Annotated in this window: 18 protein-coding genes; 9 read left to right on the top strand and 9 right to left on the bottom strand. The window is 71.9% G+C overall.

The features are described from left to right. Positions 1–13: 13 nt before the first annotated feature. Positions 14–1,351 (bottom strand): Xaa-Pro peptidase family protein, encoded by a 1,338-nt coding sequence (locus K8556_RS07555; protein WP_223739350.1) that lies wholly within the window; start codon positions 1,349–1,351, stop codon positions 14–16. Positions 1,352–1,628: 277 nt separating this feature from the next. Between K8556_RS07555 and K8556_RS07550 the strand changes: the two genes are divergently transcribed. From K8556_RS07550 to gyrA, 3 genes are all read left to right on the top strand, one after another. Next, positions 1,629–2,474, top strand: a complete 846-nt coding sequence (locus K8556_RS07550; protein ID WP_223739349.1) for a class I SAM-dependent methyltransferase — start codon at positions 1,629–1,631, stop codon at positions 2,472–2,474. Positions 2,475–2,534: 60 nt separating this feature from the next. Beyond that, positions 2,535–3,299: a M48 family metallopeptidase gene (locus K8556_RS07545; protein WP_223739348.1), complete on the top strand. Its 765-nt coding sequence runs from the start codon at positions 2,535–2,537 to the stop codon at positions 3,297–3,299. 251 nt (positions 3,300–3,550) lie between these two features. After that, a complete protein-coding gene (gene gyrA / locus K8556_RS07540; protein WP_223739347.1) occupies positions 3,551–6,361 on the top strand; it encodes a DNA gyrase subunit A in 2,811 nt (936 codons plus the stop codon). 66 nt (positions 6,362–6,427) lie between these two features. On the opposite strand, the gene K8556_RS07535 is transcribed toward gyrA, so the two are convergent. Continuing rightward, positions 6,428–7,021 carry a nuclear transport factor 2 family protein gene (locus tag K8556_RS07535; RefSeq protein WP_223739346.1) on the bottom strand — a complete coding sequence of 198 codons (594 nt, stop codon included), beginning with the start codon at positions 7,019–7,021 and terminating at the stop codon, positions 6,428–6,430. 173 nt (positions 7,022–7,194) lie between these two features. On the opposite strand from K8556_RS07535, the gene K8556_RS07530 reads away from it, so the two are divergent. Together K8556_RS07530 and K8556_RS07525 are read left to right on the top strand one after the other, a co-directional pair. Continuing rightward, positions 7,195–8,250 (top strand): ABC transporter ATP-binding protein, encoded by a 1,056-nt coding sequence (locus K8556_RS07530; protein ID WP_223739345.1) that lies wholly within the window; start codon positions 7,195–7,197, stop codon positions 8,248–8,250. 93 nt (positions 8,251–8,343) lie between these two features. Beyond that, on the top strand, positions 8,344–8,637 hold the full coding sequence (locus K8556_RS07525) for a YkvA family protein (RefSeq protein ID WP_223739344.1): 294 nt from the start codon (positions 8,344–8,346) through the stop codon (positions 8,635–8,637). Between the two features lie 3 nt (positions 8,638–8,640). Here the strand turns inward: K8556_RS07525 and K8556_RS07520 are convergent, their stop codons facing one another. From K8556_RS07520 to K8556_RS07505, 4 genes are all read right to left on the bottom strand, one after another. Continuing rightward, a complete protein-coding gene (locus K8556_RS07520; protein ID WP_223739343.1) occupies positions 8,641–9,279 on the bottom strand; it encodes a phospholipid scramblase-related protein in 639 nt (212 codons plus the stop codon). Between the two features lie 41 nt (positions 9,280–9,320). Continuing rightward, on the bottom strand, positions 9,321–10,469 hold the full coding sequence (locus K8556_RS07515) for a hypothetical protein (RefSeq protein ID WP_223739342.1): 1,149 nt from the start codon (positions 10,467–10,469) through the stop codon (positions 9,321–9,323). A gap of 102 nt (positions 10,470–10,571) precedes the next feature. Beyond that, a complete protein-coding gene (locus tag K8556_RS07510) occupies positions 10,572–13,262 on the bottom strand; it encodes a VIT domain-containing protein (protein WP_223739341.1) in 2,691 nt (896 codons plus the stop codon). Continuing rightward, positions 13,259–13,747, bottom strand: a complete 489-nt coding sequence (locus K8556_RS07505) for a MerR family transcriptional regulator (RefSeq protein WP_223739340.1) — start codon at positions 13,745–13,747, stop codon at positions 13,259–13,261. The genes K8556_RS07510 and K8556_RS07505 overlap by 4 nt, the downstream gene beginning before the upstream one ends. A gap of 115 nt (positions 13,748–13,862) precedes the next feature. Between K8556_RS07505 and K8556_RS07500 the strand changes: the two genes are divergently transcribed. Further along, positions 13,863–14,354, top strand: coding sequence for a DUF2721 domain-containing protein (locus K8556_RS07500; RefSeq protein ID WP_223739339.1), 492 nt, complete (start codon positions 13,863–13,865; stop codon positions 14,352–14,354). A gap of 96 nt (positions 14,355–14,450) precedes the next feature. Beyond that, entirely contained in the window at positions 14,451–14,966 is a 516-nt protein-coding gene (locus tag K8556_RS07495; protein WP_223739338.1) for a peptidylprolyl isomerase, read from the top strand. An 82-nt stretch (positions 14,967–15,048) separates the two neighbouring features. Here K8556_RS07495 and K8556_RS07490 read toward each other — a convergent pair whose 3' ends face one another. Together K8556_RS07490 and K8556_RS07485 are read right to left on the bottom strand one after the other, a co-directional pair. Then, positions 15,049–15,870: a slipin family protein gene (locus K8556_RS07490; protein WP_223739337.1), complete on the bottom strand. Its 822-nt coding sequence runs from the start codon at positions 15,868–15,870 to the stop codon at positions 15,049–15,051. Beyond that, positions 15,867–17,222 carry a nodulation protein NfeD gene (locus tag K8556_RS07485; RefSeq protein ID WP_223739336.1) on the bottom strand — a complete coding sequence of 452 codons (1,356 nt, stop codon included), beginning with the start codon at positions 17,220–17,222 and terminating at the stop codon, positions 15,867–15,869. Before K8556_RS07485 ends, K8556_RS07490 begins: the two co-directional genes overlap by 4 nt. Positions 17,223–17,449: 227 nt before the next feature. On the opposite strand from K8556_RS07485, the gene K8556_RS07480 reads away from it, so the two are divergent. Together K8556_RS07480 and K8556_RS07475 are read left to right on the top strand one after the other, a co-directional pair. Further along, the gene (locus K8556_RS07480; protein WP_223739335.1) at positions 17,450–17,671 is read left to right on the top strand and encodes a hypothetical protein; all 222 of its coding nucleotides are present in this window, start codon (positions 17,450–17,452) and stop codon (positions 17,669–17,671) included. 11 nt (positions 17,672–17,682) lie between these two features. Next, the gene (locus tag K8556_RS07475) at positions 17,683–19,281 is read left to right on the top strand and encodes an amidohydrolase (protein ID WP_223739334.1); all 1,599 of its coding nucleotides are present in this window, start codon (positions 17,683–17,685) and stop codon (positions 19,279–19,281) included. A 6-nt stretch (positions 19,282–19,287) separates the two neighbouring features. Here the strand turns inward: K8556_RS07475 and nhaR are convergent, their stop codons facing one another. After that, entirely contained in the window at positions 19,288–20,187 is a 900-nt protein-coding gene (nhaR, locus tag K8556_RS07470; RefSeq protein WP_014393518.1) for a transcriptional activator NhaR, read from the bottom strand. Positions 20,188–20,281 lie beyond the last annotated feature (94 nt).

Here is a 20,281-nt window from a genome sequence, read left to right as displayed (position 1 = left end):
GCGCCCCGGGCCCTCAGCGTTGCGCGGGCGTGACGGGGGAGGGGATGAGGATGAGCTGCTCCTGGGGTGGGTTGAGGTACTCGGCGCCGGTCTCCGTGATGACGGCCATCTCCTCCACGGAGAGGATGCGCAGCGCGTCCGGGCTGCTGCCGTCCTTCCACGCGTAGAAGCCGTCGAAGGCGAACACCTGCCCGGGCTGGAGCTTGCGCAGCGCGGAGCCCGTGGGCGGCTTGCCGGACGCCGCGCCGGACAGGGCGGGGCCGGCGTCATGGGCCCAGTAGCCCACCGGATGGCCCGTGCCCCACATCACCGGCTCGGAGCCCGCTTCGCGCATCCAGTCGCGCTGGGCCTTGTCCACGTCGTAGCCGCGCGCGCCGGGCTTCATCGCCGCGAGCGCGATGCGGCTGCCCTTCTTCGACTTCTCCCACTTCGCCAGCGCCTCCGCGGGCGGCTGCTTCTCCCCCGGCGCCAGCACGTACGCGAAGCGCTGGATGTCCGTCACCCACGTGCCGCCCACGCGGATGCCGAAGTCCGTCTGGATGAAGTCCCCCGGCTGGATGACGCGGTCGGTGGCGTTGGAGTGCCCGCGCGTGGGCCCGCTGTTCACGTTGGGGTTCTGGTCCGGCTGCCACCCGTCCCCCACGCCCAGCTCCGCGATGCGCTTCTTGAGGAAGCGCGCCACGTCCGAGTCCCGCGTCTTGCCGGGCACCACCGTGCGGTACGCCTCCTCCTCCAGCTTCGCGGTGAGGTCCGCCGCCTTGCGCAGGATGTCCACCTCCTCGGGCGTCTTCACGGACAGCCACTCGGAGACCAGGTCCTCGGAGGACACCAGCTTCTTGCGCAGCGCGGGGGACAGCGCCGCCTCCAGCTTCGCGCGCTGCGTGGCGGACAGCCCGTCCGCGATGGACATCCGCTCCGACGAGTTGATGGCCACCTTCGCCGGCTTCGCCTTGGCCAGCCGCGCGGCGATGAGCGCGTTCACGTCCGCGCCACGCTCGAAGGCCACCACCTCGTCCACCACGCCCATGTCCCGGAGCGCCGTGGCCTCGCCCTCGGGGGAGAGCGCGGTGGAGCGCAGCGAGTCACCGTCGCGCAGGAACAGGAACGCGGCGGTGCCGCCCGCGTTCTCCCCGCCCACGTGGGCCGCGAGCGGGTCGTTGTCGTTCTCCCGGCAGAGCACCACCCACGCGTCCACGCCCGCGCGGGCCATGGCCTGGGGCAGCAGCTTCTGGAGCCGCTCCTTGCGCACGCGGGGCCACGCGCCCTCCGCCGCGGGCACGGCGGGCGCCGCTTGGGCGAGGGAGGCGAACAACAGGGCGGAGAGCAGCACGGGCCGGACGCGCGTCGTCATGGCGGAGGCGTTCCTTCAGGGTGGGGGGACGCGCGGATTGTTTCACGGCCGCGTCGCGCGGCAACCCACGCGCCGTGCACCGCGCGGGGCTTCACCCGGAAGTCCAGGAATCACAAGAGACATGTCCGGGACGTGGGCCTGTCCGGGGATGGACGCGGCCCTGCCCTCCGGTCGCGGAGGCGGATGGCTGTCTGTCATTGCGCCGGGACCGCCGGGCGGGCGCGCACGGCGCCAGGGCTTGCGACCGTGCGCGTCGTCTCCAACCCCGGAGTCGCACATGCGTGTCGAAGAAACCAGTGCCGCCGCGGAGTACGTCCAGGGCAACGAGGACCGGGAGCTGCGACGGCTGATGCTCCAGGCCCAGGTGTACGCGCCGCTGACGGAGGGAGTGCTGCGCGGGGCCGGCTTGAAGCCCGGCATGCGCGTGCTGGACGTGGGCTGCGGCGTGGGGGACGTGTCCTTCCTCGCCTCGGAGCTGGTGGGCCCCACGGGCGAGGTGGTGGGCGTGGACCGCGAGGAGCGCGTGCTCGCCTGCGCCCGGCGCCGCGCCGGAGCGCGGAAGCTGCCCCACGTGCGCTTCCAGCAGTGCAGCCTGGAGGCCCTGCCCGTCGGCGCCCCCTACGACGCCGTCATCTGCCGCCTGGTGCTGATGTTCCAGCCGGATCCGGTGTCGTTCGTCCGCCGCATGATGGAGCACCTGCGCCCCGGCGGCGTGCTGGCGGTGCACGAGTTGGAGCTCGCGGCCATGGGCCTGACGCACCCCAGGCTCCCGCTCTTCAACCGCATCTGGAACTGGATGCTGCCCACCTGCGAACGCCTGGGCATCAAGGTCCACATGGGCCTGGAGCTGGTGTCCACGCTGCGGCGGGCCGGGCTGGTGGTGGATGACGGCGTGGTGGGAGGGCGGCTGAGCGTGACGCCGGACTCGGAGCCCACGCAGACCCTGGTGGAGACCGTGCGCACGCTGCTGCCCCACATGGAGCGGCTGGGCGTGGCGCTGCCCATGGAGGTGGACATCGACACGCTGGCCGCCCGCCTCACCGCCGAGCTGCGCTCCAACGGCGGCGTGCTGGTGCCCAGCCTCATGGTGGGCGTCTGGGCCCACCGTCCAGGCCCCGTCTAGCGCGGCCGGCTTCGCACGACTTCACGAGCGGCGGGGGAGTGGGTCGCTTAGAGTGGCCCCATGGCAAAGACGGCATCCCGCAAGTCCCCCGCGAAGGCGAAGAAGCAGCCCGCGCGCCCCGCCGCGCCCGCGAAGCCCCCGGCCCGGCCGGTGAAGGCGAAGGTGGAGAAGGTGGAGCCCCGCCGCGCCTCCGCGTCATCCCCGAAGCCCCCCGTGCTGGAGGCCGAGCCCGTCTTCGACTCCAGCCCCCAGGCGGCCCCGCCCCGGGCCACCCCCAAGGGCCTGCCCGCGGGCGAGCCCCAGGGCCGCGTGCTGCCCTTCGAAATCGACCCGGCGCAGTTGGAGGCCGGCTTCAAGAAGCTCCGGGGCGAGCTGGTCCACTGGACCAACAAGGGCCGCTACACCAAGGTCCGCTTCAAGTTCCGGGGCAAGCAACTGCTGCCCGACCTGCCCCTGGCCGCCGTCGTCGCCGCGGAGGGCCTGTCGTTCTACTGGGGCGGCATCCTGCGCGTGCTCGTGGCCAACGTGGTGGGCAAGAGCGTGCTGGAGGTGGAACTGGTCAACGACGCGGACAAGCGCGTCCAGGCGGGCCGCGAGGCGCTCCTGTCCGGCGACGTGGACCAGGCGCTCACGCTGTTCCGCGAGGCGCTCGCCATGGACCGCGACAACGCCTCCGCGCACCTCAACGTGGGCGTGGCGCTGAAGCTCCGCGGCGACCGCGAAGGGGCGCTCGCCGCGTTCGAGGCCGCGAAGGCGAAGGACCCCGAAGGCGGCGTGGGCGCGGAGGCCGAACGGCTGGCCGCGAACCTCCGCCCGAAGGCCTGAAGACAGGGCCGGAAGGGCCCCGGAAGACGGGCCTGGAAAGGGCCTCCGGTGGGGCTGAAAACGCACCGCCCGGATGTTCCCTCCGGGTGCCCCGGAAAGGCCCCCTCCGACCCCTGGAACCGGGCGGGCGGGCAGCCGTGGCGAGTCCCCCCTGTTTCCCTTATTGACTGAGGGAAATCCGGGGGTTACGAACACTCTCCCATCGGGCGGAGCCCCCCACGCGCGGGGCCCGTCCGCACCTTCCAGAGCCCATGGCTGACGACACCACCGACACGCCGGCAACGCCCCCCGCGCCCCCTCCGTCGAGCGGCGCCGGAGAGCTCATCCCCATCAACATCGAAGACGAGATGCGCCGCTCGTATCTCGACTACTCGATGTCCGTCATCATCGGCCGCGCGCTGCCAGACGTGCGCGACGGCCTGAAGCCCGTCCACCGTCGCGTCCTCTTCGCGATGAACGACCTGGGCAACCTCCACAACCGCGCCTACAAGAAGAGCGCGCGCGTGGTGGGTGACGTCATCGGTAAGTACCACCCGCACGGCGACTCCTCCGTCTACGACGCCATGGTGCGCCTGGCCCAGGAGTGGAGCCTGCGCTACCTGCTGGTGGACGGGCAGGGCAACTTCGGCTCCGTGGACGGCGACTCGCCGGCGGCCATGCGTTACACGGAAGTGCGCATGGAGCGGCTGGCGGAGGACCTGCTCGCGGACATCGACAAGGAGACCGTCGACTTCGGTCCCAACTACGACGACTCGCTGGAAGAGCCGCTCGTCCTGCCGTCCAAGTTCCCCAACCTCCTCGTCAACGGCAGCAGCGGCATCGCGGTGGGCATGACCACCAACATCCCGCCGCACAACATGACGGAGGTCATCAGCGGCACGCTGCACCTCATCGACAATCCGGGCTGCACCGTCCTGGACCTGATGGAGTTCATTGAAGGGCCGGACTTCCCCACCGCCGCCATCATCACCGGCCGCGAGGGCATCCGCCGCGCCTACGAGACGGGCCGCGGGTCCATGACCATCCGCGCGCGCACGGAGATCGAAACGTCCAAGAAGGGCGACCGTGAGGCCATCATCGTCACGGAGATCCCCTACCAGGTGAACAAGGCCCGGCTCATCGAGAAGATCGCCGAGCTGGTGCGTGAGAAGAAGCTGGAGGGCATCAGCGACATCCGCGACGAGAGCGACCGGCAGGGCATGCGCATCGTCATCGAGCTCAAGCGCGATGCCATGTCCCAGGTGGTGCTCAACAACCTCTTCTCCATGACGCAGATGGAGACGACGTTCGGCGCGGTGATGCTCGCCATCGACGGCGGGCAGCCGCGCACGCTCAACCTGAAGGAGCTGCTGGACCGCTTCATCGCGCACCGCCGCGACGTGGTGACGCGCCGCACGCGCTACGAGCTGCGCAAGGCGCTCTCGCGCATGCACATCGTGGAAGGCCTGCTCGTCGCGCAGGACCTCATCGACCTGGTGGTCAGCCTCATCCGCGCGTCGCGCGACCCGGATGAAGCGCGCTGGGGCCTGATGCACATCCTGTCGCCGGAGCTGTACACGCGCGAGCGCTTCCAGAACCTGGAGCGCATCGACTACGCGAAGGCCAAGGCGCAGATGGAGCTGCTGGTCAGCCGCGCGCGCAACGAGGAGCCGGCCTACGGCGGCCTGGAGCACAAGTACGAGGGCGCGGGCTTCAGCGAGGACCAGGCGCAGAACATCCTGGAGATGCGCCTGCAGCGCCTCACCGGCCTGCAGCGCGAGGAGCTCTTCAAGGAGCTGATTGGCCTGGTGCGCGACATCGCGCGCCTGCGCGACATCCTCGCCAACGAGCAGAGCCTGCTCTCCGTCATCAAGGCGGAGCTGATGGAGATCCGCGAGCGCTACGGCGACAAGCGCCGCACGGAGATCACCGGCGCGGTGGATGACTTCACCAGCGAGGACCTCATCGCGGAAGAGACGATGGTGGTCACGCTGTCGCACACGGGCTACGTGAAGCGCTCGCCCCTGTCGGAGTACCGCGCGCAGAAGCGCGGCGGGCGCGGCAAGACGGGCGCGGGGACGAAGGAGGACGACTTCGTCACCAAGGTGTTCGTGGCCAGCACGCACGCGTACCTCATGCCCATCACCACCAAGGGCAAGCTGTACTCGCTGAAGGTGCACCAGATTCCGCAGGGCAGCCGCACCTCGCGCGGCAAGGCCATCGTGAACCTGGTGCAGTTCGGGGAAGGGGAGCGGCTGGCGCAGGTGCTGGTGACGCGCGACTTCCCGGAGAACCGCTACGTCTTCTTCGTCACGAAGAAGGGCGTGGTGAAGCGCACGGACCTGAGCGCGTTCGAGAGCGTCCGCGCCAGCGGCATCATCGCGCTGGGCATCGACGAGGGCGACGAGCTGGTGGGCGTGATGATCACCGACGGCACCAAGGACATCCTCCTGTCCACGGCCACGGGCATGAGCATCCGCTTCAAGGAAGAGGACGTGCGCTCCATGGGCCGTCAGGCCTACGGCGTGAAGGGCATCACGCTGGAGGACGGCGACGAGGTGGTGGGCGCGGACCTGCTGGACAAGGAGCCGGAGGAGGGCCAGGCGCCCGCGGAGCAGAGCAGCGCCATCCTCACGGTGACGGAGAACGGCTACGGCAAGCGCACCGAGGGCGCCGAGTACCGGCAGCAGGGCCGCGGCGGCAAGGGCATCATCGACATCAAGACCACCGAGCGGAACGGCCGCGTGGTGGGCGTGGTGCAGGTGAAGGACAGCGACGAGGTGATGCTCGTCACCAACGGCGGCATGCTCATCCGCATGAAGGTGAAGGAGATCTCCGTCATCGGCCGCAACACGCAGGGCGTGCGCCTCATCGCGCTGGAGAACGGCGAGGAGAAGGTGATGGCCATCTCCAAGCTGCCGGAAGGCGAGGAGTCCGAGGAGGAGACGGAGGCCACCTCGCCGGTGGAGTCGTCCAGCGCCGAGGCTTCCTCGGAGGCCGTGCCGGCGGAGGCCGCTGCGCCGGAGGCTCCGGCGGATGACGCGGGCGCTGCCCCGGAAGGTGAGCCCGGCTCGGAAGGCTGAGCCCAGGCGGTAGGAACCACGGGAGGGCCGGGCATGTGACCCGGCCCTCTTCGTTTTTGTGGGGGACTACTTCTGGGTGACGTCCCCGGGCACGGCGAGGCCGGCGGTCTTCTCGTCGATCCAGAAGATGTTCATGACCCACCAGCGCTGGCCGTCGTTGAAGAGCTGGATGCTGTTGACGCCCTTGGCGATGAGCAGCCCGTCCTGCGTGCCGCGCGCCTCATAGGTGCTCATGACCTGCACCAGCGCGCCGAAGGCGTGCGTCTGGCGAGCGATCTCCTTCTCGAAGAAGCCGTGCGTCGCGGTGCTCTCCTGGCCCCACGCCACGTAGTCCTCCGGGGTGATGGGGCGGGCCGCCAGCGTGGTCGCGCCCGGCGGCTTCGCCAGCGGGATGAGCTGGGCGCCCGGATAGAAGAGGGAGCGGAAGCGCTGCCAGTCGCGAGGCGCGCCCGCCGGTCCGCTGATGACGTCGTAGAGGGCCTTGAGGATGGCGTCCTGGGACTTCACGTCCTCGGGCTTCGCCTTGGGCAGCCGGGCGAGCGCGGCCTGGGTGCGCTCCGCGGAGGCCTTGAGGGGGTTGGGCTTCTCCGGAACAGCGGGGGCCTGGGCGAAGGACGTGGCTCCCAGCAGGACGGCACAAGCGACGAGCAGGCGCGACATGGGGACTCCCGGAAGAGGGATGGAGCGGCGAGGAGCCTAATCCCATGGCGCGGAGGTGCTCGTGGCGGACCGCACGAACCTGTCCGACAGTCGGACAGCTTGGGACCGGGCCGGGCGGCGGCGGGACCCGGTGCTTGGCCCGGCCGGTGCCGCACCGTAGTGTGCCCGCCGTCATGGCCTTCCTCTCGCTCGATGCCCTCACCCTGAAGTTCCCCGGTGCCGCAGCCCCGGCGGTGCGGGACGTGTCGCTGGCGCTGGAGCCGGGCGAGGTGGTGGCGCTGATGGGCACCTCCGGCTCGGGGAAGACGGCGCTGCTGCGGCTGGTGGCGGGCCTGGAGCAGCCGACGTCCGGCACCCTCACGCTCGCGGGCCGCGCGGTCGCCGGGCCGGACGTGTTCGTGCCCCCGGAGCAGCGCCCGCTGCGCCGCGTCCTCCACGACGCGGAGCTCGAGGCTGGCCTCACCGTGCGCGACGTGGTGATGAGCGTGCAGCCGAAGGGCGAAGGCCTGGCGCACGCGCGCGGCATGCTGGCGCTGTTCCAGGTGGAAGACCTGGAGGCTCGCGCCTGCGGAACGCTGTCACGGGGACAGCGGCAGCGCGTCATGCTGGCGCGCGCGCTGGCCTCCGGCACGAAGCTGCTGGTGCTGGATGAGCCCTTCGCCGGCATGGACGCCGGCCTGCGCGCCACCGTCCTCGGGGAGCTGCGCCGCGTGCTCAAGGCCCGAGGCACCGCCGTCCTCTTCGCCACGCACGACGTCGGGGACGCGCTGGCCTTCGCGGACCGGCTGGTGCTGCTGCGCGCGGGCACGGTGGAGCAGCAGGGCACGCCCGAGTCCGTCTACGCGGCGCCGCGCAGCGCCTTCGCCGCGTACTTCCTGGGCGGCACCAACCTGCTGCCCGGCTCGGCCTTCGGCCGCGTCGCGCGCACGGCCCTGGGCAACCTGCCGCTGAGCACGGACGCGCGCGGCGAGGTGATGCTCTCCCTGCGCCCGGAGACGCTGCGGCTCGTCCCCGACACGGACGGCGTCGCGGTGGGCGGCGCCCTGCGCGCGGAGGTGCTGGAGCGCGCCTTCCGGGGCTCGCACGTGGACCTCACCGTGTCCTGCGCGGGCATGGCGCTGGTGGTGCGCGCCGCCGCCTCCGCCCCCTTTCGCGAGGGCAGCCGCGCCCGCCTGGAGGTCGCGGGCCGCGCGGACGTGCTGGAGGAGACATCCGGGGCCGCCCGCTAGCACCCCGGGCGTGCAAGCTCCCGGCACGAATGGTGCAATCACTCGCGTCCCCCATGCGTAGGGAGGGGTATGAACATCGCAGGCCTTCGAGGAATGGGAACCCGCTTCTTCCACTACGTGCGCGACCCTCGGGTGGCGACGTGGCGCAAGCTGGCCGGGCTGCTGGCCGTCCTGTACTTCGTGTCGCCCGTGGACGTGATTCCGGACTTCATCCCCGTGTTCGGCTGGCTGGACGACCTGGGCGTGCTGTCCGCCGCCGCGTTCTTCATGGTGCGCGAGGTCCAGCGCTGGAGCCCCGCCACGCCCGCCGGTGCGCCGTCGTTCGACGGGCTCCCGCGTGACGAGGAGGGCCGCGCGCGCGTGCCCTCGCTGCGCCGGCACTCCTAGCCGTCAGTCGTTGCCGCCGCGGCGGTCCTCGAAGTGCACGAAGTCGATGAGGAACGTCGCGGCCAGCACCAGCGTCCGCACGCGCGGGTCGTGCAGGCCGTCGAACCGGACGCCGAAGTTGTCGGCGTCCGTGAACAGCTCCTTGCCGAACCCGCTCCACTTCTTCGCGATGGTCCCCACCTCGCGGCCCTGCTGCTCCACGTTGAACGTCCACGGCCTGAAGAACGGCCCGCTCAGGTGGGCCAGTTCCTCGTCGTCGGGCCCGAGCACGTCGTAGGCGCGGGTGAAGAAGCGGAAGCGCTGCTGGATGGCGCCCAGGTGCCGCCCCTCGCCGTCCTCCACCTCCAGCCGGGACAGCCAGAAGCGCCACGGGCGGCGCAGCCGCAGGAGCGTCTCCCCGCGCTCGGACTTGAGCTCCATGGTGAAGGGCCGCTTCGCCTTGAGGAAGCCGCGCAGGAGGAACAGGCCCAGCCCGCTGCCCACCTCGCCCGCGAAGAAGAGCGGGCGGCCGTCGTCGCCCACCACCTCGTAGCGGTTGCGGCCCTCGAAGCCGGTGAGGATTTCGCCCCACTCCTTCACCTGCCGCACGCGCAGCGCGCGCTCATCACGCAAGAGGGTCAGCGCCTGGGACTCGACGGGCATGGGCGGCTCCGGGACGGCCGGGTGAAGACAGCCGCCGCAGTCTAGAACTGTCCGAGCACCGCGAGCCCCATCCCCCCGTGCCGCCCCATGGCCGCCGGGACGACGGAGACGGCCGGAGTGTTGTCTGGTGCATCGAAGTCACGCGTGAGGAACGTCGCGGTCCCCAGGCCGGCCAGCACGCCCACGGCGGTCCCCACCAGCAGGGCGTCCCCGTGGTCGTCGTCCAGCGCGAGGAACAGCGCGCTCAAGCCCAGCAGGCCGCCCAGGATGCCGCCCGCGTCGATGAGCAGCACCCGGCCCCGGGAGATGTCCAGGTGGCGCGACACCAGCGCGAAGGTGAGCAGGCCCGCGCCCACCACGCCCTGCTCGATGCCGATGAAGTCTCGCGTCTCTCCGCTCTGGGTGGCCATCAGCAGCCCCGCCACCACGCCCGCCCACAGGCCGCCGGAGTTCGTCAGCGACACCTGCCCGGCGGTGGGCCGCGCGAACTCCGCCACCAGGAGGCCCAGGCCCGTGAAGCCCAGCGCCCCCACCATCACCGCCCCCGTGGCGTTGTCCCCGTCCAGGTCGAACGAGCTCATGGACGCCAGGCCATAGCCGAAGCCCCACACCGTGCCGGAGTTGATGGCCGCCGCCTGGCCCTGCGTCAGCCCGCTCCGGGTGGCGAGCAGCGAAATCGCCGCCCCCGCGCCGCCGCCCAGCAGCGACACCGCCACGTACGCGCGCCCGTCCTCGCAGTGGGAGATGGCGCACAGCAGGATGCCCTGGGTGATGCCGTGCAGCGTCTGCACGACGGTCAGCGACGCCCGGGCGCTCTTGGACGGTCCCTCCTTCGCGCCCACCTCCGGCTCCGCCACCACCGGCCGCGCCAGCGTGTCCTGCGCCAGCCGCGCGGCCGGGTCCAGCCGCGTCCGCGCCAGCCGCGCCAGCTCCGGCGCGTACGGATGCCCGGGGCACACCAGCATCACGCGCTCCAGCAGCTCCAGCGCCTGCGCATCCTGTCCGCGCACCAGCGCGTCGAAGCCCGCCGCGTAGTCGGACTCGGCGGCGCAGGCCTCCTCGCTCGCCACGAGCGGCGGCGCGGAGACGGCGCCGGGAGCCGTGACGGCGGGAGGCGCCGCGGCTTCGCGGGGCGGAGGGCCGGGCTGCGCTGCGACGAGGACGGCCAGGACGAAGGGTGCGAGGACCATGCGGACGCCCACCCTAGTCGACCCCCGCGAAAAGACGGGAGGCCCGGGACCCCGGTCCTCCCGGAAGGGAGGACCGGGGCCCGGGTGACGCCACGCGGCGGGCTACCGCGTCGCCAGCGTCTCCAGGTGCTGGCGGAGCGCGGCCGTGTCCCCCAGCCGTCCATCCAGTCCCGGAAGGGGCTTCGCGGCCTGCTCGATGCGGCCCCGCGTGCGCGGCCCCGCGGCCACCAGCCACGCCACCCCCAGCGCCAGCTCCGCCACGTCCGGCGCCTGGCCCAACTGCGAGGCCAGCGCGAGCAGCGCGTCCACGGCCTTCTTCACCTGCGCGCCGTGCAGCGGGTGGCTGCTGGTGATGCCCTCGCGCAGGAGCACCAGCAGCACCCGCGCGGTGGCGCGGGCCTGGCGCACCGGCTCCGGCCCTTCACCCGCGCCGGCCCACAGCCCGTTCGCCAACTGCCGTCCCAGCAGGCCGCCCACGTCCTCGGTGGGGATGGACCCCTCCGCCACGGACAGCGGCTGGGACTCCTCCTGCTCGTAGAAGACCTCCGCCTTCCCCTGGGCGCGCTCCAGCTCCGGGGCGGACTCCGGGCCGCGAGCGACGGCCTTGGACGGCTTCGCCGCGGACATCAGCCGGTCGAAGAGGCCGCCCTTCTCCTTCTTCACGGACTCCTGCTCCCTGCGCTCCATGGGCGCGGCCCTGCCTCCCACGGCCCCGGCGCCATCCGCGAAGTCCGCCTGGAAGGAGGCACCGGTGGTGGGCTCCGGCCCCAGGTCGCGAGCGGGAGCGGGAGCGGGGGCGGACATGCCTGGCGGGGGCGGGGGCACCGCGCCGCCCCGGGAGCGGCTCGGCGCCGCCCCGGGCGCGGGCATCGGCTTCGACACCCTCCGCTTCATCACGCGCGCCTGCTCCTGCGCGAGCCCGCCCTCCGGCACCTCGTCATCCACGTCCCGCGCGGTCTGGTTGAACATGCTCCAGCCCGCGGGCGCGTTCACCGGCACCACGCGCGTCTCCGGCGTGCCGGACGCGCGGCGCTCGCCCTGGCGCTCCTCCACCACCACGAACGACGTGTAGGGCGTGGCCAACTGGTGCTCGATGGCGAGCCGCACGATGCGCTCCTTCATCGCCTCCGCGCGCCGGCCCACCAGCCCCGCGTCCATCCAGCCCCGGATGCGCTCGGCGGCCCACAGCTTCTCCACCACCGGCCGGTCCGACTGCGCGGGCAGCTCCAACCGCACCGTGAGGGAGAAGGGCTCCCGGCCCGACTTCCCCTTCAGCGTCACGCTGCCCGTGCCCGCCTGCGCATAGCGCCCGAAGAGCGTCCACGGCGTGCCGTCCACCAGCGGCGGCAGCGTGGACGGCGCCAGCTCGCTGGCCTCCACGCCGTCGAAGCGCACCTCCAGGTCGGTGACGCGCGGCGCGAGCGCCCGCGAGAACTGCGCCACCACCTTCTCGTCGATGCGCTCCCCGGGGTGGATGAACTCCACCGCGCCGTCCGTGCGCCGCGCCAGGTCGCGCAGGAGCGCGTCGCTCACGTTGGTGCCGATGCCGAACGAGAACACCCGCCCCGCCCCGCGCGCCGCGAGCACCGCGTTGAGGATCTCCTCCTCGTTGCCCACCTGGCCGTCCGTCAGCAGCACCACCACGCCGTCCGGCGCGGCCTTCATCGCGGTGACCATCGGCTCCAGCAGCTCCGTGCCGCCATAGGCCTTCAGCCCCGCGACCCACGCGTCCGCCTGCTCCAGCGTGCGCTGGGTGAACGGCACCGTCTGCGCGGAGAAGGAGCGGAAGGAGTTCTCGAACGCGATGACGTTGAAGCGGTCGCCTTCACGCAGGTGGCGCAGGCACAGCCGGAGCGCGGCCTGGGCCTGGGGCAGGCTGTCGCCGTCCATGGAGCCGGACGTGTCCACCACGAACACCACCTCCTGCCGGGGCGGCGTCGTCGCCAGGTTCAAGAGGTCCGGCACCACCGTGAGCGCGAACGTGCCCGGGCCTTCCGCCTTCCGGTGCGTGACGACGGGCGTGAGCATCACGTCCGGGTTGGCGTTGCGCATCGTGAGCACCACGTCGCGGTCCAGCGCCACCTCGTCGCCCGCGAAGTCCTTGAGGAGCGAGTCGCGCCGCAGGTTCACCCGCGTGCGCGTGCCGTCCTTCGCGACGGTGATGCGGTGGGACGGGCTCTCCACCACCACGTCACGGCCCACGTCGATGAGCAGGTCCATGCGCAGCCCGTAGTCCACCGCGCCCGTGGGCGGGGTGATGCGGTCCGCGTCCGGCACCCGCGTCGTCGGGGCCGCGCTGCCGTGGCCGGTGCGGTCGCCGTGCACCGCGCCGGGGATGTACCGGGGCGCCACCAGCGTGGGCAGCATCCAGCGCACGCTGCCCTCCTCCGCGGTGAGCGTCTGGAGGAACTCCACCTCCACCCGCGTCTCCTCGCCCGGCAGCAGGTTGCCCACCTGCGCGGTGAAGACGTTGGCGCGCTCCTGGTCCAGCAGCGCCGCGCCGTGGCCTTCGGTGATGGCGTCGTCGTAGGCGCGGAAGGCGGCCTCGCGCTCCTTCACCACGCCGGCCACGCGGCGGCCCGCGCACGTCATGGAGAAGGCGCTGAGCGTCGCGTCGGAGGGCAGGGGGAAGGTGTAGAGGGCCTCCACCGGCCTCTTCTCGTCGTTGCGGTAGCGCTGCGTCACGCGCACCCGCGCGTGCCCCCCGAGCAGCTCACCGGTGACCTCCACTCCCTGCAGGGGCACCTGGGCCCCCTCACGCGTGAACAGCCCACACTTCGCCTGCTCGTTCATGACTGCGTTCCTTCCTGGGACTCCTCGATGAGGGCGCGCACCCGCTCCGCCAGCGCCCGGACCTTCGCTTCCGCCTGCTCCGACACGTGCAATTCCAACCCCGGCGCCAGGAGCCAGCGCTGGTAACGCGCCACCTCCACCGCCGGGTCTTTTCCCGGCCGCTTCAGCGGCATCCGGGGGGGCTCCTCCGGCACCGGCGACGTCCCCGGGCCCACCGGCGTCTCCGCCAGCCGGCGCAGCTCCTCCGGCGACAGCCGCAAGAGCTCCGCCTGGATGGCGTCCAGCGGCAGGAACCGGGCCTGGAGCACCCGGATGGCCTTGAGCCGCACCCGGTGCTCCTCTCCGTAGACCGTGTCCGGCCCCTTGAAGGGCGGCGCGGGCAACAGGCCCCGCTGGACGTAATAGCGGACCGTGCGAGGCGAGACGCCCACCTCCTCCGCCAGCGCGGTCAGCTTCCACTCCGTCTGTGTCTTGGGCGTGCTCACGAACCTGACAGTAGGTTGTGACAGTTCGACTGTCAAGACGTCGGTGGCGATTCGTCAGTGTGGGTGTCGGGATGCGGGAGGTGGCGGCCGGGCGGGCGGTGGGCCAGAAGGGGGCATGAACGTCGGCGTGGAAGGCCTGGACCCCTCCTCCATCCAGCTCATCGGTACGGCGGTGACGCCCGCGGTGATGGTGTCCGGGTGCGGCATCCTGGCCACCGGCCTGGACAATCAGATTTCGCGCCTCACCGCGCGCATGCGGGACATGGTCCGGGAGTGGCGCACGCTGCCGGAGGGCCACGCGCGCCGGTCGCTCCTGCGCGAGGAGGTGGCCATCCTGGACCGCCGCCACGCCATCCTCGCCCGGGCCATCGGCCTCACCTACGCGGCGCTCCTGTCCTTCGTGGTGACGTCGCTCTTGTACCTGCTGCGCCGCAGCGTCGCGGTGCCGGAGGGGCTGCCGGTGATGTCCTTCTCCCTGGGCGTGGGGCTGTTGGGCTCCACGGCGGTGCTGGCCCTGGCGTCGCTGCGCTTGAGCCGCCGCGCCATCACGCTGGAGGGCGCCGAGCTGTTTCGCGACGGGCGGCCGGACGGGCCTCCCGCGCCCTGAATTTGTTCCGCAGCGCACGCGAAGGTGCTAGCGGGGGCCTCCGAGACGCGCGGGTCTGGTACGTCCCGCCCAACCCTCACCGTGGAGCACGTGAACATGGCAAACGCCAAGGTCTTCTTCGACATGTCGATTGGTGGCCAGCCCGCCGGCCGCATCGTGATGGAGCTGTTCTCCGACGACGTTCCCAAGACCGCCGAGAACTTCCGCGCCCTGTGCACGGGCGAGAAGGGCGTCGGCAAGAGCGGCAAGGCGCTGCACTTCAAGGGCACGCCCTTCCACCGCGTCATCCCGAACTTCATGTGCCAGGGCGGCGACATCACGCGCGGCGACGGCTACGGCGGCGAGTCCATCTACGGTGAGAAGTTCGCGGACGAGAACTTCAAGCACAAGCACACGGGCCCGGGCATCCTCTCCATGGCCAACGCGGGCCCCAACAGCAACGGCTCGCAGTTCTTCCTCACCACCGCCACCACCTCGTGGCTCGACGGCAAGCACGTCGTCTTCGGCAAGGTCGTCGAGGGCATGGACGTGGTGAAGAAGATTGAAGCCGTGGGCAGCCAGTCCGGCGCCACGCGCCAGCCCGTGAAGATTGAAGACAGCGGCCAGCTCTAATCCGTCCCGCCGCTCCGTCTCACCCCGAGGGCCCATCCGTGCGACGCGCGGGTGGGCCTTCGCCGTTTCCTCCGGAGGCGCTTCAGGACGGGCCGTGGGACGCGTCCTCGTCCTCCTCCTCGCGGGGCTCCTCCGGGCGGAAGGGCCGGGCGGGCACCGCGCCGAACGCGCGCAGCAGCTCCAGGGGGATGGGCAGGATGGTGTGGTTGCCGCCGCTGGTGATCTCCACCAGCGTCTGCAGGTAGCGCAACTGGAGCGTGGCGGGGTTGCGGCTGAGCACGTCCGCGGCCTGGGCGAGCTTCTCCGCGGCCTGGTGCTCGCCCTCCGCGGCGATGATCTTCGCGCGGCGCTCGCGCTCGGCCTCGGCCTGCCTCGCGATGGCCCGCTGCATCTCGATGGGCAGGTCGATGTGCTTCACCTCCACGTTGGAGACCTTCACGCCCCACGGGCCGGTGCGCGCGTCCAGCACCTGCTGGAGCTCGTGGTTGATGCGCTCGCGCTGGGACAGCAGGTCGTCCAGCTCCACCTGGCCCAGGATGGCGCGCAGGGTCGTCTGGGCAATCTGACTGGTGGCGTAGAGGTAGTCCTCCACCTGGAGCACGGACTTGTCCGCCTGGATGACGCGGAAGTAGACGACGGCGCTGACCTTCACGCTGACGTTGTCCTTGGTGATGACGTCCTGTGGGGGCACGTCGCGCGCCACGGTGCGCAGGTCGATGATGACCATCCGCTCGATGAAGGGGATGAGCCAGCGGAAGCCCGCGCGCTTGAGGCCCACGTAGCGGCCCAGCCGGAACACGACGCCGTTCTGGTACTCGGCGACGATGCGCACGCCGGAGAGGAAGAGGAGGAACAGCAGGGCCACGGGGAGAAGCCACCCCAGCGCTCCGACCAGCTCGTTCATGGCATTGGCTCCGCGACGGTGAGGGTGAGCCCTTCCACGGCGCGCACCACGACGCGGGCGCCCTCGCGGATGGGGGTGAAGGAGACGGCGCGCCAGCGCTCGCCGTGGACGAACACCTCGCCGCCCGAGGGCGTGACGGGGCCCAGCGCCGTGCCGGCCTCGCCGACGAGCCCCGCGTCGCCGCCCCGCTGGGGCAGCCTGCGCGTCTGGGCGCTGCGGTACGCGACGAAGACCGCGGTCCCCGCGAACACGAGCGCCGTGGGCAGCATCACGCCCCACGACATGCGGAAGGACGGGTCCACGAACCAGCCCGGTTCGAAGCGGTCCACCAGGAACACCCCGCCCAGTATCAACAGCCCCACGCCCGCCGTGCCCAGGAGGCCGCTGGTGACGAACAGCTCCGCGAGGATGAGCCCCACGCCCATCAACATCAGCACCAGCGCGCCCGAGCGCACCGGCAGCGTCGCGGACGCCATCAACGCCAGCACCAGCGCCACGCCGCCGATGACCCCCGGCGCCACCCCGCCCGGATGGGACAGCTCCACCACCAGGCCCAGCGCCGCGACGAGGAACAGCAGGTAGATGAGGGACGGCTGCGCGAGCGCGTGCACCACCCGCTGGGACAGCCCCGGCTCCAGCGACACCACGTGGGCCTCGCGGGTGGCGAGCGTCACGGTGTCCCCGCCCGCCACCTCCACGCGGCGGCCATCGATGGCGGAGAGGAACGCGGCCTCGGTGGGCGCGACGAGCTCCACCACGCGAAGCTCCACGGCGCGGTCCGCGGGGACGCTGGCGCTGTCGCGCACGGCGGCGGCGGCCCACTCCGGGTTGCGGCCCCGCTGCCGGGCGATGCCCTCCGCGAAGGCGACGGTGTCGTTCTCCACCTTGCGGGCGAGCTCCTCGCCCCCCTCCTGCTCCACGTCCTCGCCCCCGGCGCCCACCGGGTGCGCCGCGCCGATGTTCGTCCCCGGCGCCATGGCGCTCACGTTCGACGCGAGCGCGATGAACACCCCCGCGCTGCCGGCACGAGAGCCGGAAGGCCCCACCCACACGAGCACGGGGACGTGCGAGCCCAGGAACGCGCGCACCACGGCGCGGGTGGCCTCCAGCGAACCGCCGGGCGTGTCCAACCGCACGAGCAGCGCCGAGGCTCCCCCGTCCTCCGCGCGCTTCACGCAGTCCGAGAGGTACGCGCCCGAGCCGGCGTCCACCACGCCCTCCAGCTCGCACCGCGCGACGAAGGACGATGCATCGGGGGCCGCCGGAGCGGCGAGGCCCACGAAGAGCAGGGCCAGGAGCCAGCCCCGGAGGGCGTGACGGCGCCAGCGCATCCTGTCGACGTGGTCCCGCATGTCCGCCCCCGCGTGCGCGCCCCTCCGCGCACACGCACTCGGACAACGGTGCGCATTGGACCTTCGGATGACCGGGCCATGAAGCCGGGGGCCTGGAGGGCAGGCGGGCGGGAGGGCCCCGGTGCCCCGCTCGTGCATCCAATGTTGGACGTTGCAGGGGATGCGCGTTGCTGGAGGAGGACGCACCTCCCTAGGGTCGGCCTCTCGATCTTCTCCCAGGAGGTTTCATGCGCCGTGCCGTGCTGCTCATCGCTGCTCTGGGCCTGTCCGTTGCTGGAGCGGTGGCCTGCAAGACCACCCAGCCTCCGGGGACGGAGGACCAGATGCCCATCCAGGGCCCGGACACGGCCCGCGAGACCATCCAGAACGTGCCCAATGAACAGGGCGGCCCCGCGGGCCCCATCCAGGCGCCGGACGTGGACGGTGGCTTCCCCCAGGGCGGCGGGTAGTCTTCCGCGCCATGTCGGCGGAGACCACGGTCTACAGGGCGGAGCGCGTGTGGACGCTCGATGCGGAGCGTCCGCGCGCGGAAGCATTGGCGGTGCGCGACGGAAGGTTGCTCGCGGTGGGGACGCTCGCGGAGGCGCGCGCCGCCGCGGGGCCCGGGGCGCGCGAGGTGGACCTGGGCCGCGCCACGGTGGTGCCGGGCCTGGTGGACGCGCACGCGCACCTGCACGGCCTGGGCAGGAGCCTGACCACGGTGCGCTTGGAGAAGGCGCCCTCGGTGGAGGACGTCGTCCAGCGGCTGTCGAAGGCGCCCGCGTCGAGCTTCCAGGGCGACTGGTTGCTCGGCAAGGGGTGGGACCAGAACGAGTGGCCCGGCGCCGCGTTCCCCGGCCGGGAGGCGCTGGATGCGCGCTTCCCCACGACGCCGGTGTTCCTCACGCGGGTGGATCATCACGCGGCCTGGGTGAACGGCGAGGCGCTGCGCCGCGCGGGCATCACGCGGGACACGCCGGATCCGCCAGGAGGCCGCATCCTCAAGGACGCGCGCGGCGAGCCCACCGGCGTCCTCGTGGACAACGCGATGGACGGGGTGGAGGCCGCCATCCCCGCGCCCACGCGCGAGCAACTGGAGATCCGCTTGCGAGCCGCCCTGGAGCGGTGCGCTCGGGTCGGGCTCACGGGCGTGCACGACGCGGGCATGGACCTGCAGGCCTTCCGCACGTTGCAGGCCTGGGACGCCGCGGGGACCCTGCCCCTGCGCGTGTACGCGATGGCGGCGGGGCAGGGCGAGCAGCGCCACGCCTATCTGGAGCAGGGGCCGTGGCAGGGGCGCCACCTGTCCATGCGCTCGGTGAAGTTCCTGGCGGACGGAGCGCTGGGGAGCCGGGGCGCGGCGCTGCACGAGGACTACAGCGACGAGCCCGGCCAGCGCGGCCTGTTGCTCCTCTCGCCCGAGGAACTCGAAGCGCGGGCTCGGGCCTTCATGGCCCGGGGCTTCCAGGTGTGCATCCACGCCATTGGAGACCGTGCCAATACATTGGTCGTGGACGTCCTGCTCCAGGGCGCGGAGCGGACGGGCACGCAGGCCCTGCGCCACCGGGTGGAGCACGCACAGATTCTACGGCTGGAGGACATCCGGAGGTTGGGCGCGGCGGGCCTGGTGGCCAGCGTGCAGCCCACGCACGCCACCAGCGACATGCCCTGGGCCCAGACACGGCTGGGGCGCGAGCGGCTGAAGGGCGCCTACGCCTGGCGCACGTTGAAGGACGCGGGCGCGCACCTGGCGCTGGGCAGCGACTTCCCCATCGAGAACCCGGACGTGCTCGCGGGGCTCTACGCGGCGCGCACGCGGCAGGACGCGAAGGGCTGGCCGGAGGGCGGTTGGTATCCGGAGGAGCGCCTGAGCGCGGCGGAGGCGCTGGAGGGCTTCACGGTGGGGCCCGCGTGGGCGTCCTTCGAGGAGGCGCGGCGCGGGAGGCTGAAGCCCGGCCTGGACGCGGACTTCGTCGCGCTGTCGGAGGACCCGCTGGAGGGGCCCGCGTCAGCGCTGGTGGACGCGCGCGTGCTGGCCACCGTGGTGGCGGGCGCGGAGGTGTTCCGCGCGGACGGGTGACGGGCTTCAGCCGCCGAAGATGTGCGAGCGCGCGGCCTCGGCGATGGCGACGACGGCGGGGTGGCGCAGGCGGCGCTCCACGGTGATGGCGTAGAAGCACTGCTCGATTTCGTCGGTGTGCCCGATGGCGGTGACGTTGAACTGCCTTTGCACCTCGGCGTCGATGATGGAGGGCATGGCGAAGATGCCGTGCCCCTTCTGACCGAAGGCCTGGAGCAGCGCGCTGTCGTCGAAGTCACCGGCGATGAGCGGCCGGATGCCGAGCCGCTCGAACCACAGGTCCAGCGAGCGGCGCACCGACGACTCCTCCGACGGCAGCAGCATGGGCGCGCCGTCGAGCGAGCGCGGGAAGTCCTTGCGCAGGTGCGCGAGCGGCTGGGCGGCGAAGAACGTCACGCCGCACTTGCCCAGCAGGTGGTTGAAGGACCGGACGCTGACGGGCTCGGAGCCGGGCGCGTCCGCGAGCACCACGTCCAGCTCATGCAGCGCCAACTGTGCGAGCAATTGGGGCAGGGGGCTCTCACGGCAGATGATGCGCAGCGAGGGCCCGGCGTCCAGCGCGGGCTTGAGCAACTGCTCGGCCACGAGCTTGGGGATGACGTCCAGCACGCCCACGTTGAGGCGCAATTGCTGGCCGGTGGGCAGGCCGGAGACGACGTTCTTCAGCTCGTTGCCCAGGCGGAAGATCTCATCCGCGTAGCGCATGACGGTGCGGCCCACGTCGGACAGCACCAGCTTGCGGCCCTTGCGCTCGAAGAGCTGGTGGCCCAGGGACTCCTCGAGAAGCTTGATTTGAGCGCTGATGGTCGGCTGGGCGAGGTGCAGCTCTTCACTTGCCTTGGCGATGCTGCCCGCCCGCGCAACCGTCCAGAAATACAGGAGATGGTGGTAGTTGAGCCACGCCATGACTTAGGAATAACCGAAGGTTTTCATCCAAACTAGCTTATTTTTTAAAGTGTCGCCCCCGCTTATCTCTACGTCCGTCACCGCGCGATGGGAG

This window comes from Corallococcus sp. AS-1-12, from assembly GCF_020036995.1.
In the GTDB taxonomy this organism is placed as follows: Bacteria; Myxococcota; Myxococcia; order Myxococcales; family Myxococcaceae; genus Corallococcus.
This window is presented reverse-complemented; position numbering and strand designations above follow the sequence as displayed.

Excerpts from the sequence above, each read along its gene's own strand:
- K8556_RS07555 (WP_223739350.1), bottom strand. The coding sequence starts at position 1,351 with ATGACGACGCGCGTCCGGCCCGTGCTGCTCTCCGCCCTGTTGTTCGCC.
- K8556_RS07550 (WP_223739349.1), top strand. The coding sequence starts at position 1,629 with ATGCGTGTCGAAGAAACCAGTGCCGCCGCGGAGTACGTCCAGGGCAAC.
- K8556_RS07545 (WP_223739348.1), top strand. The coding sequence starts at position 2,535 with ATGGCAAAGACGGCATCCCGCAAGTCCCCCGCGAAGGCGAAGAAGCAG.
- gyrA (WP_223739347.1), top strand. The coding sequence starts at position 3,551 with ATGGCTGACGACACCACCGACACGCCGGCAACGCCCCCCGCGCCCCCT.
- K8556_RS07535 (WP_223739346.1), bottom strand. The coding sequence starts at position 7,021 with ATGTCGCGCCTGCTCGTCGCTTGTGCCGTCCTGCTGGGAGCCACGTCC.
- K8556_RS07530 (WP_223739345.1), top strand. The coding sequence starts at position 7,195 with ATGGCCTTCCTCTCGCTCGATGCCCTCACCCTGAAGTTCCCCGGTGCC.
- K8556_RS07525 (WP_223739344.1), top strand. The coding sequence starts at position 8,344 with ATGGGAACCCGCTTCTTCCACTACGTGCGCGACCCTCGGGTGGCGACG.
- K8556_RS07520 (WP_223739343.1), bottom strand. The coding sequence starts at position 9,279 with ATGCCCGTCGAGTCCCAGGCGCTGACCCTCTTGCGTGATGAGCGCGCG.
- K8556_RS07515 (WP_223739342.1), bottom strand. The coding sequence starts at position 10,469 with ATGGTCCTCGCACCCTTCGTCCTGGCCGTCCTCGTCGCAGCGCAGCCC.
- K8556_RS07510 (WP_223739341.1), bottom strand. The coding sequence starts at position 13,262 with ATGAACGAGCAGGCGAAGTGTGGGCTGTTCACGCGTGAGGGGGCCCAG.
- K8556_RS07500 (WP_223739339.1), top strand. The coding sequence starts at position 13,863 with ATGAACGTCGGCGTGGAAGGCCTGGACCCCTCCTCCATCCAGCTCATC.
- K8556_RS07495 (WP_223739338.1), top strand. The coding sequence starts at position 14,451 with ATGGCAAACGCCAAGGTCTTCTTCGACATGTCGATTGGTGGCCAGCCC.
- K8556_RS07490 (WP_223739337.1), bottom strand. The coding sequence starts at position 15,870 with ATGAACGAGCTGGTCGGAGCGCTGGGGTGGCTTCTCCCCGTGGCCCTG.
- K8556_RS07485 (WP_223739336.1), bottom strand. The coding sequence starts at position 17,222 with ATGCGGGACCACGTCGACAGGATGCGCTGGCGCCGTCACGCCCTCCGG.
- K8556_RS07480 (WP_223739335.1), top strand. The coding sequence starts at position 17,450 with ATGCGCCGTGCCGTGCTGCTCATCGCTGCTCTGGGCCTGTCCGTTGCT.
- K8556_RS07475 (WP_223739334.1), top strand. The coding sequence starts at position 17,683 with ATGTCGGCGGAGACCACGGTCTACAGGGCGGAGCGCGTGTGGACGCTC.
- nhaR (WP_014393518.1), bottom strand. The coding sequence starts at position 20,187 with ATGGCGTGGCTCAACTACCACCATCTCCTGTATTTCTGGACGGTTGCG.